Source organism: Nocardia goodfellowii, assembly GCF_017875645.1.
In the GTDB taxonomy this organism is placed as follows: Bacteria; Actinomycetota; Actinomycetes; order Mycobacteriales; family Mycobacteriaceae; genus Nocardia; species Nocardia goodfellowii.
On the sequence record NZ_JAGGMR010000001.1, the window covers coordinates 962,152 to 977,626 of the forward strand.

Genomic DNA, 15,475 nt, shown 5'->3' on the forward strand with positions numbered 1-15,475 from the left:
CAAGTCGACCAGCGCTCAGCGGGCGGCGCACAACGGACGGCGCACGGACCAGCGCGCACAACGGACCGGCACACAAACGGACCAGCGCTCAGCGGGCTGGCGCTGAGTGGGCTGGCGCACAGCGGACCGGCGCTCAGCGGCGCGCACCAGCGACCCGGCGCACGAGCGGCATGACGGCACGGGCAGCAAGTACGCATCGGCGGCAAGACCGCGTGGAGGGCAGGGCCGCACTGGGGGCAGGTACGCACGCTCGGCGAGGGCGTACCTGGGAAGCGGCGGACCGGGCCGGTGGCCGTCAAGATCACCGGCCCGGTCCGTTAGGATTGCGTAAGGTGTGCCGGGAAGTCTGGTCGGCGTGCGGTCGAGTTGCCCGCTGGTGGATCACAGGGTGGTGAGTCCGCGGTTTTGCCCACCCCGCCGAAAGGTTTCTCGTGATCAAGCAAGTGCGTTCCGAGTTGACTCGATATCTACGGACCGAGACTGTCGGCGGCGCACTCCTTCTCGTCGCGGCTGCGGTCGCCTTGCTCTGGGTTAACTCCCCCTGGGGCGCGAGTTACACCTCCATCTCCGAGACAGTGCTGCCGATCGAGCCGCTGCACCTGGAACTCTCCGTAGCCGACTGGACCAAAGACGGTCTGCTGGCCATCTTCTTCTTCGTGGCGGGCCTCGAGGTCAAACGCGAGCTGGTGGTGGGCGAGCTCGCGGACAAACGCCGTGCCGCCCTGCCGATCATCGCCGCGGCCGGCGGTGTGGTCATGCCCGCGCTGATCGCGCTGAGCATCGGCTGGGGCATGCCGGGTATGGACAAGGGGTGGGCCATTCCGGTGGCCACCGATATCGCGTTCGCCCTGGCCGTACTCGCCATGACCGGGTCGCGGGTGCCGACGAGTGCGCGGGTGTTCCTGCTCAGCCTCGCGGTGGTCGACGATCTGCTGGCCATCATCCTGATCGCGGTGCTGTTCACGGCCACGGTGTCGGTGCTGTGGCTACTCGCCGCCGCGGCGGCCTGCGCGGGCTGGTGGCTGGCGCAGCACAAGCGGCTGCGCACCCCGTTCGTCTATGTTCCGTTGGCGCTGGTGTGCTGGTACGCGCTGCACGAGGCCGGTATCCATCCGACGCTGGCCGGTGTCGCGCTGGGCCTGCTGACCAGGGTGCGACCGGACACCGGGGAAGACGAAGCGCCCGCGACCCGCCTCGAACACCTGATACAGCCCATCTCCGCCGGGGTGTGCGTGCCGCTGTTCGCGCTGTTCGCCTCTGGTGTTCCGCTGGACGGCGCGGTGTTCGGGCAGATGTTCACCGACCGCCTCGCGCTGGCCATCATTCTCGGCCTGCTGTTCGGGAAGATCATCGGAATCTTCGGAATCAGCTGGGTGGCAATCCGGTTCGGGATCGCCAAACGACCACAAGATCTGGAATATCGCGACATGTTCGCCCTGTCGGTGCTCGGCGCGATCGGATTCACCGTTAGCCTGCTTGTGGCAGAGCTCGCGCTCGATGGCAGCTCCGTCGAATTGGCGAAGGCGGCGGTGTTGGTCACCTCAATGGCGGCATCGCTCGCCGGTTCGGCGCTACTGTTGCGACGTGGGCGTGTCCATCAGGCGCGGCGCGACGCAGAAAGCACACACCGCAGGCTGGGCCGGGCTGTGGGATCTCGAGACATGGAAGAAGGGTCGACGAAGTGAGTTTCGCACAGGGGAACGGGAATGACGGCGCGCGCTTGACCTCAATTCCCTTGACCGACGCCAATCCGCCCGGATCGGCGAGCTTCGGCACCCTGGTCCGCGACGCCACCGAGCAGATGTCGACGCTGGTGCGGGCCGAGGTCGCGCTGGCCAAGGCAGAGGTCACCGGGGAGGTCAAGAAGGGCCTGCAGGGCAGCGTCTACTTCATCCTCGCGCTGACCGTGCTGCTGTTCAGCAGTTTCTTTTTCTTCTTCTTCCTCGGCGAGCTGCTGGATGTGTGGCTGGCGCGCTGGGCCGCGTTCCTGATCGTGTTCCTGCTGATGGTCGCGACCACCGCGCTGCTCGGGCTGCTCGGCTGGTTGCGGGTCAAGAAGCTGCGGGCGCCGGAGAAGACCATCGACTCGCTGAAGCAGGCCAAGAGCGTGCTGCCCAGCGGATTCGGACACAGCACTCACGAAACCCCTTACTCGCTGGACAAGTAGGTGTTTTCGCCCACTAGGCTTCCTCGGCGTGTCGTCGAATAGCTTTCCGGATCCGTCCAGCGTCCGTTACGACGGACCGTGGACGCATCGGGACGTCCATGCCAACGGCATCCGCTTCCATGTCGTCGAAGCCGAGGAAACCCAGGACCGGGTAGACGCGCCGCTTGTGGTGCTGCTGCACGGTTTCGCCGATTTCTGGTGGTCCTGGCGGCATCAGCTGACCGGGCTGGCCGACCTCGGCTACCGCGTGGTCTCGGTGGACCTGCGCGGCTACGGCGACACCGACAAACCGCCGCGCGGCTACGACGGCTGGACGCTGGCGGGCGATATCGCCGGGCTCATCCGCGCTCTCGGCCACACCGACGCGACGCTGATCGGACATGCCGACGGCGGGCTCGTCTGCTGGACCACTGCGGTCCTGCATCCCCGTCTGGTGCGATCCATCGCGCTGGTCAGCTCCCCGCATCCGGCGGCGCTGAAGAGCGCGGTGCTGCGCGACGGCAGCCAGCGCAAGGCCTGGCTGCCGAACTTCCTGCGCTACCAGCTTCCCCGCTATCCGGAGCATCTGTTGACCACCGCCGACGGATTCGAGGTGGAACGGCTGCTGCGCCAGCGGGTCAGCGGGACCTGGTCGGGCACGGCGGAGTTCGTCGATACCGCGCGGCGGATGCGCTCGGCCATCCAGATTCCGGGCGCGGCGCACTGTGCGCTGGAATATCAGCGCTGGGCCTTCCGCAGCCAGTGGCGTCCGGACGGCCGCCGGTTCATGGCTTCGATGCGGGTGCCGGTGGGCGTGGAGGTGCTGGCGCTGCGGGGTGAGCTGGACGGCTATGTGCTGCCGCGCACCTTCCAGCGCGGTCACCAGTGGGCGCCCGGCGCACGGTTGGTCGGCATTGCCGATGCCGCGCATTTCGCGCACCAGGAGAACCCGGAGGCGGTCACCTCCGAGCTCGCCCAGTTCTTGGCCCGATAGCTCGCTCGGCCGGATAGTTCAGCTGAGGACGCAGGCACCCGTATTGATCGGGGTGTTCGCGGCCGTGGCGGCGGTAATGTCCGGCTGGATCTCGTTGAGCGTCAACACGTATCCGGTGTCGTCGTCGGTGACGGCGGCGCCGAAGACGATGCCCAGCACCTGACCTTCGGTATCCACCAGCGGTCCGCCGGAATTGCCCGCCCGCACCAGACCGCGCACGGTGTAGACCTCGCGCTCCACGGTGCCGTTGCGGTAGATCGTCGGGCCGGTCAGCTCCAGCGTCTCGCGGACGCGGGCCGCGCTGGCCGTGTACGGGCCGCCACCGGGATAGCCGAGCACGATGGCGCTCTCACCCGAGGTCGCCGGCTCGGGTGCGCGCTCGACCTGGGGCGCGGTGAGTCCGGGCACCTTCAGCACCGCGACATCGCGCGACGGATCGAACAGCACGACGGTCGCGTCCAGCGGTCCGCGCGCGGTGTCCACCGAGACGCTGGTGGTCCCCGCGACGACGTGCGCGTTGGTGATCACCCGCTCGTCGGCGATCACGAAGCCCGAACCCTCCAGCGCCCGCTGGCAACTCGGCGCGACGCCGCGGATGCGCAGCACACTCTGCTGCAACCTGGCCGCGACCGGGCTGGCCAGCACGCTCGGATCCGGCGCCGCGACCGGCGCCGTGGACGCACGGCCGAACGGCCCGATGACATCGGGCAGCCCGGAAGTATTGAGCAGCTTGGAAAATTCGTTCGGTACCTTGCGCAGCCAGTTCGGCGCGATCTGGTTGACATCGGCCAGCACCCGGGAGCCGTTGATCGCCGTCGCGATCGCGGGCTGGGAGGAGGTGGCCAGCGGCAGCGCCAGCAGCCACGCGGTGACCAGCACCGCGACCGCCTGCAGTACCGCGCCGGTCACGCTGTCCACACTGCGGGTGAACGGATGCCGCATCCCGCCGCGTGCGGCGCGGCCCAGCACCATGCCGGCCACCTCACCGACGATCACCAGCAGCACGATCAGCAGCACACCGGTGAGCACCCGGGTGCGGCCCTCGTCGACGTGCTGCAGGATGTGCGGGGCGATCAGGATGCCGGCGACCGCGCCGAGCACCACACCGAGGAACGCCAGCGCCGAGGCCACCGCGCCCTGCCGCCAGCCGGAGGACGCGGCGAGCAGCGCGAGCAGCACGACGGCGATGTCGAGCCACACCGAGGACGTCATAGCGTCATCCCCAACGCGGCCAGCGCTTGTTCGAGATCACGCACGTCATTCTGGTCCCAATCCAGTTCCCAGCCGGCGTTTTTGAAGATGCCGTGCAGGATGCCGCCGGTCAGACCCCAGACCAGCATCCCGTCGACCTGGAACGCGGGGCTCTGATAACCGGTGCGGCGCACCATGAATCGATTCGCGGGATCGAGCAGTTCCGACAGCGGAACCCGCACCACCCGCTCGGTCTCCCCCGTGTTCACCACCCGAACCTCGGCGGGGTTGCGCCAGTAGCCGAGCACCGGCGTCACATCGAAGCGCGAGGGCGGAACGAACAGCTTCGGCATCACGGCCAGCGGGACCACGTCCTCGCGCCGCACGCCGGTCTCCTCACAGGCCTCGCGCAGGGCGGTGTCGACCGGGCCCTGATCGCCCGGATCCACCGCGCCGCCCGGAAACGCGACCTGCCCGCGGTGCTGCCGCATGCTCGAAGCCCGTTGGGTGAGCAGCACATCCGCGTCGTCGGGGAGCGCGCGGGCACTGCCCTCGGCGGAACCGCTGAACAGCACCAGGACCGCTGCCTGCCGCGGTTCCTGCAGCACGGTCATGGCCCGGCGCATCGCCCGCGCCAGGGACAGGGTGTCGGCGGCGTCGGTATCCGCGGACTCGACCGCGGGGCGCAACCACGCGGGGGCGTTCTGCGGCTCGAGGTTCATCCGCCGGCTCCGGTGCTCATGCCTGCGCCTCGCTCGCGGTGCTCGCTTCTGCGCAACCCAACCTCCGCCGCCGTTTTTCGCATCCGCAGCGGTTGCTGCGAGATACCTTGCGGTGTAAACCATCTCATGCCCGGCCGGTTGCTCGCAGCGATCACGGGCGAACTCCGAGCTTCGCGGCCACGGTATCGGCGATGTCGTCGACGCTCGTGAAGCGGCGGACCACCACCTCGGCGATGGAGCCGTCCGCGCGGACCAGCACCGAGACCGGCAGCACCGCGGGAGCGCCCACCGCCGCCCGTACTCCGGCCTCGGGGTCGAGCACACCGGGCAGCGTGACGTGCAGGTCTGTCAGCAACGACAACGCGGTGGCCGCCTGGGGATCGCTGTGCACAGTCAGCACGGTAATCGCGTCGCCGGCGCGCTGCGCGTACTGCTGCAGATCCGGCAACTCCTGCCGGCAGGGACCGCACCAGTAGGCCCACAGGTTGAGCAGCGCGGGCTTACCCGCGAGCGCGGCGGCCAGGTCCACCGGCTCGCCGTCGGCCAGGCAGTCCAGGGTGCGCCCGGCGAGCGGGCCGGTAGCGGAGGCGCCGGGCGCGGGTCGCGGACAGGCCGCCAGCCCGGCCGCGGCGCGCAGCGCGTCGGAAACCTGAGCGCTCTGCTGGACCTGAGGTCCGGGTGCGGTCTCGCCGCCGCCGCGCGGCCACACCGCGACGGCCAGGGCCACCACCGTGATCAATCCCGCCAACGCCCAGCGCACCGCGACCGGAACCTGCTTCACAGGCCGACCATCCGGAGCAAATGCTCGCGCTCGGGCCCCTTCACCAACTTGGCCGCGGCCTCGGGTTCGGTCGGTCCGGCGCCGAAGGACGGACAGTCGGCGGCCAGCACGCACGCGCCGCAGGCCGGTTTGCGGGCGTGGCACACCCGGCGGCCGTGGAAGATGACCCGGTGCGAGAGCATCGTCCAGTCCTTGCGCTCGATCAGCGCGCCGACGATGTGCTCGACCTTCACCGGATCTTCCTCGGCGGTCCAGCCCCAGCGCCGAACCAATCGGCCGAAATGCGTGTCGACGGTGATGCCGGGAACGCCGAAGGCGTTGCCCAGGATGACGTTGGCGGTCTTGCGGCCGATGCCGGGCAACTTCACCAATTTGTCGAGCGTGTGAGGTAATTCACCCTCGTGATCTGCCAGCAGGGCCTGCCCCAAGCCGATCAGGGAGCTGGCCTTGTTGCGATAGAAACCCGTCGGCCGGATGTATTCCTCCAGCTCCGCGCGGTTCGCCTCGGCGTAGGCGCGGGCGTCGGGATACTTCGCGAACAGCGCCGGAGTCGTCATATTCACGCGCACGTCGGTGCACTGCGCGGAAAGTATTGTCGCGACCGCCAATTCGAGCGGCGTAGTGAAGTCCAGCTCACAATGCGCGTCCGGGAAGGCATCGGCCAGGGTGCGGTTCATCCGGCGCGCCCGGCGCACCAGACCCAATTGGGTTTCCGCTTGTCGCGAGCGGGTTTTCCGCTTCGGAGCGACCGGGGTCTCGGGTTGCGCGTCGGTCGCCTCGGCATCCGGCGACGATCCGTTCACGGCGGCTGTGGAGGGGGTGACACGCACGCGTCCACCATACGGAACCGCCGAGCCACGGTGTCCGGCCAGTTCTGCTCCCGTGTTCCATCTGAGACCTGGACCGTGTTTACTTCCCGGTATGCAAGGACTCGCTGTGGTGCTCTTCCCAGTGGCGTTGATGCTGTTCGCACTGGTGATGGAGCGGGTCGAGAATCGGCTCCGCAAACTTCTGGAACCCGACCCCGAGGTTCAGCAGTATCTGGACAAAGCAAGCAACGCCGAGGTCACAGAGCTGACCAAGCTCGGACTCCCTGCTGCGGTGGCCCGGGTGCGCAAGCGCCGGACCCGCAGTGAAGAATTGGACGTCGCCCGCGCCAGTTGATGGCCGGGCTTGTCCCATAAACGCTTGATCGTCCGCAATAACCGCAGGGCAGTGCCCAACGCAATGCACTCTTTACGTGGTGTCTGTCACTACCGTTCAGTAAAGCCGCGTAGACTGCGCTGTTGGCCGATCGCTATCGGTCCAGGACAGAGCCATTTCCCATAAGGAGCACATTCGTGGACGAGGCCCTCGCCAGAGCAGGCATCTTCCAAGGCGTTGAGCCCACCGCGGTGGCCGCACTCGCCAAGCAGCTGCAGCCCGTGGATTTTCCACGCGGCCACGTCATCTTCAATGAGGGTGAGCCCGGCGATCGGCTGTACATCATCACGTCCGGCAAGGTGAAGATCGGCCGCCGGTCGCCCGACGGGCGGGAAAACCTGCTGACCATCATGGGCCCGTCGGACATGTTCGGCGAGCTCTCCATCTTCGACCCGGGCCCGCGTACCTCGACCGCCACCACGGTCACCGAGGTCCGCGCCGTCACCATGGACCGGGACGCGCTCAAGGCCTGGATCGACCAGCGCCCGGAGATCGCCGAGCAGCTGCTCCGCGTGCTTGCCCGGCGTTTGCGCCGCACCAACAACAACCTGGCCGACCTCATCTTCACCGACGTCCCCGGCCGGGTCGCCAAGGCGCTGCTGCAGCTCGCTCAGCGCTTCGGCACGCAGGAAGCCGGTGCGCTGCGGGTCACCCACGACCTGACGCAGGAAGAGATCGCGCAGCTGGTCGGCGCCTCCCGCGAAACCGTGAACAAGGCTCTGGCCGACTTCGCGCACCGCGGCTGGTTGCGACTGGAGGGCAAGAGCGTGCTCATCTCCGACTCCGAGCGCCTGGCCCGCCGCGCGCGCTGAGCTCCGCCCCCACAAAGTTCATCACCGAGAAGCCCGCCGATTCGTCTCGTACGAACCGGCGGGCTTCGGTGTGCGATGACCGATCACGGATGCGTGCGCAGGTACTCCAGCTGGGCCTGCACCGAACTGCGCGCCGCCAGCCACAGTCGTTTGTCGACGTCGGCGTAGACCTTGCGGACCACGGCCATCGCGCCCGCGTCCGGACCGAGTTCCCGCAGCGCCGCGCGCACTTGCTCCAGACGCTCCTTGCGGTGCTGGATGTAGTACCGCGCGACGGGCGCGAGATCGGGATGATCGGGACCGTGCGCGGGTAGCAGCGCCTTGCCGGAGCCCACGGCCAGCAGCCGGTCCATCGAGGCGAGATAGTCCGCGAGGGTGCCGTCGGTGGAATCCAGGACGGTGGTGCCGCTGCCCAGGATGGTGTCGCCGGTGAGCACGGCGTCGTCGAGTACGAAACTCACCGAATCACCCGTGTGCCCAGGGGTAGCCAGCACCGCTATCCGGAGTCCGGCCGCCTCGATCACCTCGCCGTCCGCCAGGACCGCGTCCGAGCCGCGCAGGAACGAGCGGTCGGTGGCGCGCACCGGCGTGCCGGTCAGTTTCACCAGCCGGTCGATGCCGCCGGTGTGATCGTGATGCCGGTGCGTGATCAGGGTCAGCGCGATATTGCCGTCGGTGACCCGGGTGATGGCCTCGCTGTGCGCCTTGTCCTTCGGGCCCGGGTCGACCACCACGTACTCCGGGCAGTCCGGCGCCCGCAGGATCCAGGTGTTGGTGCCTTCCAGAGTCATCTGGCCGGGGTTTTCCGCGAGCAGCACCGCGGCGGTCTCGGTGACCTGCCGCAGCTGCCCGTACGCGGGATGTTTCAGCACTCCCCCGCCTCTCCGCGACTTTCAGGCCGGGCTGAGAGCCGCATCAGCTTGCATCGGCGGCCGGCGGTCGTGTCGGCGGCCGGTTTCGGGCGTACCCGGCGAATTGCCCACGTGCACACCGAATGGTAGCGGCTAGGCCGTGCCGAGCACGTCCCGCAGATGCCCGCGGACCTGTGCGACGGCCGCTCGCGCCGCGCCCGCGTCGGCGCCCGCGGTGAAGAAGCCGTGCATCGTGCCGTCGTAGCGCCGGGCGGTGACCGGCACGCCCGCCGCGGCCAAGACGCGCGCGTACTCCTCGCCTTCGTCGCGCAGCGGGTCGTATTCGGCGGTCAGCACCAGGGCGGGCGGCAGACCGGCGTGGTCGGCGGCCAGCAGTGGCGAAGCGAGCGGATCCGATCCGTCCGCGGGATGAGCCAGATAGTTGTTCCAGAACCACCCGACTGTGGATCGGTTGAAGAACACCGGATCGGCGTAGTCCGCCATCGACCCGCCGCGCCGCCCGCAGTGGGTATTCGGATAGATCAGCACCTGCGTCGCGATCGCGGGGCCGCCCTGCTCGCGCAGCAGCAGGCAGACGGCCGCGGCGAGATTCCCGCCAGCACTGTCCCCGGCGACCGCCAAGCGATCGGGATCGCCGCCGAAACCCGAGGCATAGGCCGCTACCCAGCGCAGGCCGGTGGCGCAATCGTGCACGGCGGCAGGAAATTTGTCTTCGGGCGCGAGCCGGTAGCCGACCTGCACCGTCACACAGTCGGCCGAGTTGGTCAGCCTGCGGCAGATCGCGTCGCCGGTGTCGAGATTGCCGAGTGTCCAGCCGCCGCCGTAGTAATAGACCAGGACCGGCCGGGGCCTGGTGGCCGCGCCGTTCGGCCGGTAGACCCGGATCGGCAGCCAGCGATCGCCGGTTCCGGCGATCACGGCGTTGATCACGCTGTGCACAGGTTCCGGCTGCCCGCGCGTCGCCCGGACAGCCGTCGATTCGGCGGCGCGGGCCTGCGCGACCGTGAGCTGGTTCAGCGCCGGCGGGTTTTCCGAGATCGCCAGTTCACGTAATTGCCGCACTTGTGGGTGAAGCGGCATGTGATCCTCCTCGATTGCGCGGAAGCCATTGTTCAGCTATCTATTTCGGTGCTTCCGTGCCGAGGATGCTGCCGCCCTTGTCTGCGGGTCAACCCCTATACAGCACCCCCCGATCGGCTCACCGGACCACGACCGCGATCCGAAGCTATTGCTGTGCAACATGTTTGGGGTGGCTGGTGCGGGTGCGGCCGACCCTGCCTCGGTCCAGGAACGGCGATGCCGCGGAAACTGGGGGCAAACGCCGACTTATGACGGAAGAAAATCCGTCATATTCGCGAGGCACTGATCAGGGGTATTCGGCACTCCGCTACAGGCCGAATCGGAGGGAGCGCACAGCTCGAGCCGAATCAAAGATTCTGCTATATGCTCACTTTGGGGGTGGCGGGATGCAGTGCGACAGTCCGCTCGGACGAGGCGGCTATTCGCACGGTCGGCGTACGCCTCAATATTTTGATCGATTGATACGGGGGGCGGCACAGCCATCATGGAGTTCTCAATCCTGGGTCAACTGAGAGTAAGCGCCGACGGCAAGGAGCTTCCTCTCGGTGGAATGACGCAGCGAGCGGTGCTGGGCTATTTACTGTTGAATGCCAACCAGGTTGTACCGACCAGTCGCTTACAAGAGGTTCTTTGGCAGGGTGAACCGCCGTCGACCGCGCGCAAAATCATCCAGAACTCGGTCTGGGCGATCCGTCGCTTGATTGCCGACCACGCCGACGAGAAGGTGGCTCTGACAACGCGGGCCCCGGGATATCTTTTCTGGCTGTCCCCGGAATCGCTGGATCTGCACCGGTTTCGGCAACTCGCCCTGCAGGGCAGGCTCGCGATCGGCACCAGGAACTTCGAGGACGGCATCGAGCTGCTGCGCAAAGCGCTGGCGCTGTGGGCGGGCAACGCGCTGGAGGATCTGGGCGAGTCGCATACCCGCTGGTCGGAGCTGGTGGCGATCGAGGACGAGCGCATGGCGGTCTACGAAGACTGCTTCGACGCGGCCCTGGCCTGCGGCCGGCATCGGGAGCTCACACCCGAATTGGAGGTGCTGACCAATGCGGAACCGCTGCGCGAAAACCTGTGCCGGCAATACATGCTCGCGCTGTACAGATCCGGGCGGCAGGTCGACGCGCTGAACGTCTTCCGCCGCACCCGGGACGCGCTGGTGCACACCGTCGGCATCGAACCGGGCCACGAACTCCAGCATCTGCACCGGCTCATCCTGCGCCAGGACCCTATGCTGCTGGGTCAGCTGGACGGGGATTCGACGGGGTGGATGCGGCGGTAGCCGGCCGGGCGAGCCGCAGCACGTACCGCAGTTCCGAGCGCCGTGCCACGTTCAGTTTGCGATAGGCGCGGGTGAGGTGCTGTTCCACGGTGCTGATGGTCACCCCCAACGCGTCGGCGATGTCGCGATTGCGCGCACCGTCGGCGGCCAGCCGCGCGACCCGTGCTTCCGCTGGGCTCAGCCGGTCGGCCGCGGCTTGTTGCGTGGCCGCGAGCGAGTTCTGCTCGAGCAACGCCGGCCGGTGCGGCTCGACGTATTGCCGGGCGGCGCCGCATTCCCGGGCCATCCGAGCCACCTGGCGCCCCAGGGTGCGAGAGCGGTGCGCCGGTTCCAGTCCGGGCGTCTCGAGCACGCGATACGCTTCGGCCAGCGCCGCGAGCACCCGGGCGATTTCCAGTTTGTCACCGGAAACCCTTGCGATGGCCTCGGATTCGCGCAGCAATTCCAGACGTTGCCGGCGATCCCGGGCCGCGGCCAGCAGCCGCAGCGACACCCCTCCGGTCGGGTGCGCGTCCGCCCGGGTCAGTCGCGCCAGATGCGAGGACGCGAAATACTTGGCACGGTCCGGCTCACCGCGTCGAAGGTAGGCCTCGGCCAGGTCGTTACGCCACGGCACGAGGCCGGGCAGGTCGATGTCCCAGCGTCGCATCAGGTCGCCACAGGTCCGGAAATCCGTGATGGCGTCCTCGACGCGGCCCTCGGCCAGCGCCAGATGGCCGCGAGCGTGCAGGTAGCCGAGCCCGAACCGGGAGCGGAACAGCGATTCCGGCACCGCGCGGGCCAGCTGGGTTCGGGCTTCGGCGAGCCGGCCCGCCGCCGTAAGGGCGGAGACCAGAATCGCGATCGGGCCGCCCACCATGGTGCCGAGGTTCTTGGCGGGTATCTGATTCAACGCCAGCGTGGCCGAACGTTCCGCGGTCGCCAGATCTCCTTGCCGCAGTGCGATATCCGCACGCAGACCGGCGAAGATCGCCTTCCAGGCGGGGCCGTGGCGCGCTTGGGCCTCGGCGAGCAGCACGTCGCACCACGAGGCCGCGGCGGGAAGCCGGTCCACCAGGATCAGGCTTTCCACCGCCACGGTCAGGGCATCGACGGTGGCCGCACTGAGCCGGTGGCCGGCCAGGATCCGTTGCGCCCCGGCCGCGACCTCGCCCTGATCCGCCCCGGTCACGATGGCGGACAACACCGTCGCGGCCAGCGCCGGAGCCGAGCGCGCACCGGCGCGGGGCGCACCGGCCACACCGCCTGCCGGGCGGCGCGGTCGTGCCAGGTCCGGGTACGAATAGGCCAGCCAGGCCTGGAGAAAATCCACTTCGTCGGTTCCGGCGGGCGCGCTCGTATCCGGCGACCGGGCCAGCAGGGTCAGCGCGTGCTCGGCGTCGTCGAGGCACCCGTGCCACAGCTGATATCGGATGACGCACGGCAGCGTCCGGTGCTCGAGCAGGCCGGTGCGCGCGGCCGCGGTGACACGGGTGAAGCTGCGGGTCGCCGTCGATGGATTCACCTGCGACTCGATCGCCGCCGACTGCGCCGAGATCGCGGCCCGGTCGGCGGCTCGCCGCGTGACCCCATAGGCGAGTTCGAGGTACTGCAGCGCGCTGTCGAGCCGGTCGTCGCGGCGGGCCTGTTCGGCTGCGGCGCGCAGCACGTCGGTGGCCCAGGCGAATTGGGCGTGGCCGGCGCCGAGCAGCAGCTCGGCGACCACGCCGGCCGACGCCCGGTGCTCGTGTAGCAGCCCCGCCGCGCGGTGGAAGAGTATCCGGCGAACGTCGTAGGACATGTCCCGCAGCAGACGCTGCCGTACCGTGGGCAGGCACAGGCGCCCGCCCTCGATCAGACCGTCTTCGGTCAGCTGTTCCAGCACCGCGTCGACCCATGCCGCATCGGTTTTCAGCAGCACCGCCACGCGCTCCGCGGTGCTCTCGTCACCGAGTACCGCTATCGCCTCCGCGACCCGCCGTTCGGAATTCGCGGCCGCCCCGGAAGCGATTCGAACCACTCCAGCCCCCATTAGTGCATCCAGATTTCATTCAGCCGTTATAGGAGGGTTGCGCCGCTCCGGACAATAGTCGCCGCGCCGCCTCGAAACCGGATCGTGCGCACGCTTCCAACGGCGCGCCGAGCAGGTAATCGCCGGCCAATTCGAGACCGGCGAGACTGTGCGCTTGTGAATTTATCTGTGACAGAAAGTCACCATGAAATGGCAGATATCCACAATAAGCGGAATCCCACTGCTGGGTGACCATCCGCACGCGCTCGACTTTGCCGACTCCCAGCATCTCCTGAATCCGCGCTTGGGCGTCTTCGATCCACCCCGCCAACTGGTCGGCCGACGGTAATGGGCGGGCCGCCCGGCCGCTGAAGGTGTAGCGCACCACGTTGAGATCGTTGACGCCGTAGACACCCGCGTTGCTGCACGGTCCGTCGTCGAGGGCGATCGCGCGAATCGCCGGGCTGAAGACCGGGCGGTCGTATTCGACCACCGCGACGGTCGCGGGAAAATAGTTGACCCCCAGCAACAATCCGCTCAGACTCGGCAACTCCGACTTGACGATCGCGGCGGCGGCGTAGGCCGGCACGGCCAGCACCACGCCGTCGTAGTGCTGCTCGACCGGCGGCTCGTCCCCCGTCACCACGCGTAGTCCGGTCACCCGTCCGTGCCGCACGACGAGTCCGTCGACGCGAGAATGGAGCCGCACCGTCACGCGTTTCGACAAGGCCTCGAACGCGGGCTCGATCCCATGGGTCAGCTGGTCGTAGTTGTCCAGCATCATGGCGAGGTTGGTGCCGAAGGTGCCGAGGTAGACCTCGTCGGGTTCGGCGCCGTTCATGCGCACGGTCATCGGGCGGAACAGATTCTGGGTCAGGTCCGGCCCGAAGTGCTCGCTCAGCGGAATGTGGTCGCTCTTGGCGGCGATCTTGGTGAAGGCCGGCGAACCCAGGAACCGGTTCTCCACATTGCTTTTCACGCGGGTGCCCAGGTACAGCAGCTTCCCCACATCCTTGCGGGACCCGATCCGGCCGAGGCTCTTGCGCATCTCGCTGAACAGATGCTGACTGTCCAGCGTGGTGAGCTTGCCGTCGATCATCCGGGAGGTGTTGATGCCGAACGGCTCGTACAGGTGTACGCCCAGGTCGGCCAGCAGGGCACGCAGGGTCGCATAGTTGTGGCCGATGTTCTTGCCGCCCATCATGACCGGGCGTTCGCCGAGCCGGTTGATGCCGCACCGGCCGCCGAGGGTGCCGGTGCTCTCGATCAGGTCGACCCGGTATCCGGCCTGCTCGAGCCGGCACGCCGCGGCGATGCCCGAAATGCCGCCGCCGACCACGGCGACCTGGTTACCGATCGTGTGTGCTGAAGATTCCACTGGTCCGACTCCTAGACGTACAGGGAAGGGGCGTGCGGATAGGGCGCCAGTTCGATACGGGCCCGGCCGATCTGTTCACCGAACTGGTGCAATGCCAGATCGGCGAAGTACTCGCCGAGGTCCGCCTCGGCCGCGCCGGCGACGACGGTGCAGTCCAGGCGCGCGTCGAGTTCGGCGAAGTCGGTGAACTCGGCCTCGATGCCGACGATCGCCGCCGCTTCGGCCGCCAGCGACCCGGCGGCCACGGCGGCGAAGATCGCCGCCTGCCGGAACGCTTCGATCAACAGCGGGCCGGGCACGTGGTCGTATTCGTGATCGAAGAACGAGGGGTGCGCCGGGTTCGCGATGACCGGGAACTGCCATCCGGCCTGCTCGGGCAGCGCGACCGCCGTACCCAGCACCACATTGCGCGGATCGCGTCGGCCCACCAGGACCGGATCCAGCGGCGTCGAGCCGGTGGGCAGGCCGAATTCGGCGGACTGCAGCGAACGGCGGTAACTGCGCAGTTCGTCGTACGCCTCAGCGGGGAAGGCGATTCCGCCGCCGGTGAGGGTCATCGCCAGCGCACCCCCGACAGTCACCGTGGTGTCGAAGGAGGTGTCGGTGAAGTAGCCGCGACTGGCCGAGGCGCCGTCCGCGCGCGCCCGCACGATCCCTTCCAGCGGTGTGCGTTCGTTGTCGCGGAAGGCGCTGAGATCTTCGACGCAGATCGCCAGGCGCTGCAGACTCACCGGAGTGTTCGGCGGCACGCGCAAATAGCGGTGCCCGATCACGATCAGGGCTTGGCGCACCGCCTCCACGACCGAGAGCGGGTCGTGAAAGCGGGCCACCCGGTCGAACCACAGGGAGTGGGCCCGCGGCAGCTGGATCGCGGCCAGGTATTCGTCCGGCCCGGCGGCCGCGGTGTCGGCGACGAACACCTCACCCAGCGCCCGGCGGTGCGCCAGCCCGCAGGGCACCGTCTGCTCGAACCGCAACTCCCCGGAATGGGAGTCGGCGGCCGATATCGTCTCTTCGGTCGTCATCT

General features: G+C 68.3%; 15 protein-coding genes. 6 read left to right on the forward strand and 9 right to left on the reverse strand.

Annotated features, from left to right (window positions below; translation table 11 throughout):
- The first annotated feature begins 431 nt into the window (after window positions 1-431).
- Genes nhaA through BJ987_RS03990 form a run of 3 tightly spaced genes read left to right on the forward strand, consistent with a single transcriptional unit; the run spans window position 432 to window position 3,140 of the window.
- On the forward strand, window positions 432-1,685 hold the full coding sequence (gene nhaA / locus BJ987_RS03980) for a Na+/H+ antiporter NhaA (protein ID WP_209884783.1): 1,254 nt from the start codon (window positions 432-434) through the stop codon (window positions 1,683-1,685).
- Window positions 1,682-2,167 (forward strand): phage holin family protein, encoded by a 486-nt coding sequence (locus tag BJ987_RS03985; protein WP_209884785.1) that lies wholly within the window; start codon window positions 1,682-1,684, stop codon window positions 2,165-2,167. Before nhaA ends, BJ987_RS03985 begins: the two co-directional genes overlap by 4 nt.
- A 28-nt stretch (window positions 2,168-2,195) precedes the next feature.
- On the forward strand, window positions 2,196-3,140 hold the full coding sequence (locus tag BJ987_RS03990; RefSeq protein WP_209884787.1) for an alpha/beta fold hydrolase: 945 nt from the start codon (window positions 2,196-2,198) through the stop codon (window positions 3,138-3,140).
- Window positions 3,141-3,158: 18 nt separating this feature from the next.
- Here BJ987_RS03990 and BJ987_RS03995 read toward each other — a convergent pair whose 3' ends face one another.
- From BJ987_RS03995 to nth, 4 genes are all read right to left on the reverse strand, one after another.
- Entirely contained in the window at window positions 3,159-4,352 is a 1,194-nt protein-coding gene (locus BJ987_RS03995; protein WP_209884789.1) for a MarP family serine protease, read from the reverse strand.
- Entirely contained in the window at window positions 4,349-5,053 is a 705-nt protein-coding gene (locus BJ987_RS04000; protein WP_209884791.1) for an NUDIX hydrolase, read from the reverse strand. The genes BJ987_RS03995 and BJ987_RS04000 overlap by 4 nt, the downstream gene beginning before the upstream one ends.
- A gap of 151 nt (window positions 5,054-5,204) precedes the next feature.
- On the reverse strand, window positions 5,205-5,834 hold the full coding sequence (locus tag BJ987_RS04005) for a TlpA family protein disulfide reductase (protein WP_209884793.1): 630 nt from the start codon (window positions 5,832-5,834) through the stop codon (window positions 5,205-5,207).
- Window positions 5,831-6,538 (reverse strand): endonuclease III, encoded by a 708-nt coding sequence (nth, locus tag BJ987_RS04010; RefSeq protein WP_245366501.1) that lies wholly within the window; start codon window positions 6,536-6,538, stop codon window positions 5,831-5,833. The genes BJ987_RS04005 and nth overlap by 4 nt, the downstream gene beginning before the upstream one ends.
- A 217-nt stretch (window positions 6,539-6,755) precedes the next feature.
- On the opposite strand from nth, the gene BJ987_RS04015 reads away from it, so the two are divergent.
- Both BJ987_RS04015 and BJ987_RS04020 read left to right on the forward strand, forming a co-directional pair.
- A complete protein-coding gene (locus BJ987_RS04015) occupies window positions 6,756-6,998 on the forward strand; it encodes a hypothetical protein (protein ID WP_194816916.1) in 243 nt (80 codons plus the stop codon).
- A gap of 176 nt (window positions 6,999-7,174) precedes the next feature.
- Window positions 7,175-7,849, forward strand: coding sequence for a Crp/Fnr family transcriptional regulator (locus BJ987_RS04020; protein WP_019044571.1), 675 nt, complete (start codon window positions 7,175-7,177; stop codon window positions 7,847-7,849).
- A gap of 83 nt (window positions 7,850-7,932) precedes the next feature.
- Here BJ987_RS04020 and BJ987_RS04025 read toward each other — a convergent pair whose 3' ends face one another.
- On the reverse strand, window positions 7,933-8,721 hold the full coding sequence (locus BJ987_RS04025) for an MBL fold metallo-hydrolase (protein ID WP_209884797.1): 789 nt from the start codon (window positions 8,719-8,721) through the stop codon (window positions 7,933-7,935).
- Between the two features lie 132 nt (window positions 8,722-8,853).
- The gene (gene lipP1, locus BJ987_RS04030; protein ID WP_209884799.1) at window positions 8,854-9,801 is read right to left on the reverse strand and encodes a LipP1 family hormone-sensitive lipase; all 948 of its coding nucleotides are present in this window, start codon (window positions 9,799-9,801) and stop codon (window positions 8,854-8,856) included.
- A gap of 550 nt (window positions 9,802-10,351) precedes the next feature.
- Between lipP1 and BJ987_RS04035 the strand changes: the two genes are divergently transcribed.
- Window positions 10,352-11,080, forward strand: a complete 729-nt coding sequence (locus BJ987_RS04035; protein ID WP_209884801.1) for an AfsR/SARP family transcriptional regulator — start codon at window positions 10,352-10,354, stop codon at window positions 11,078-11,080.
- On the opposite strand, the gene BJ987_RS37960 is transcribed toward BJ987_RS04035, so the two are convergent.
- From BJ987_RS37960 to BJ987_RS04050, 3 genes are read right to left on the reverse strand one after another with little or no spacing between them, the layout of a single operon-like run.
- The gene (locus BJ987_RS37960) at window positions 11,028-13,079 is read right to left on the reverse strand and encodes a LuxR C-terminal-related transcriptional regulator (RefSeq protein WP_209884803.1); all 2,052 of its coding nucleotides are present in this window, start codon (window positions 13,077-13,079) and stop codon (window positions 11,028-11,030) included. The genes BJ987_RS04035 and BJ987_RS37960 overlap by 53 nt on opposite strands.
- Before the next feature lie 31 nt (window positions 13,080-13,110).
- Entirely contained in the window at window positions 13,111-14,448 is a 1,338-nt protein-coding gene (locus tag BJ987_RS04045; protein ID WP_209884805.1) for an FAD-dependent oxidoreductase, read from the reverse strand.
- An 11-nt stretch (window positions 14,449-14,459) separates the two neighbouring features.
- On the reverse strand, window positions 14,460-15,473 hold the full coding sequence (locus BJ987_RS04050; RefSeq protein ID WP_209884807.1) for an AfsA-related hotdog domain-containing protein: 1,014 nt from the start codon (window positions 15,471-15,473) through the stop codon (window positions 14,460-14,462).
- Window positions 15,474-15,475: the final 2 nt, after the last annotated feature.

What these genes read in the sequence shown, in the direction of transcription:
- BJ987_RS03995 (WP_209884789.1), bottom strand. Translation starts at nt 4,352, where the DNA reads ATGACGTCCTCGGTGTGGCTCGACATCGCCGTCGTGCTGCTCGCGCTG.
- BJ987_RS04000 (WP_209884791.1), bottom strand. Translation starts at nt 5,053, where the DNA reads ATGAACCTCGAGCCGCAGAACGCCCCCGCGTGGTTGCGCCCCGCGGTC.
- BJ987_RS04015 (WP_194816916.1), top strand. Translation starts at nt 6,756, where the DNA reads ATGCAAGGACTCGCTGTGGTGCTCTTCCCAGTGGCGTTGATGCTGTTC.
- lipP1 (WP_209884799.1), bottom strand. Translation starts at nt 9,801, where the DNA reads ATGCCGCTTCACCCACAAGTGCGGCAATTACGTGAACTGGCGATCTCG.
- BJ987_RS04035 (WP_209884801.1), top strand. Translation starts at nt 10,352, where the DNA reads ATGACGCAGCGAGCGGTGCTGGGCTATTTACTGTTGAATGCCAACCAG.
- BJ987_RS04050 (WP_209884807.1), bottom strand. Translation starts at nt 15,473, where the DNA reads ATGACGACCGAAGAGACGATATCGGCCGCCGACTCCCATTCCGGGGAG.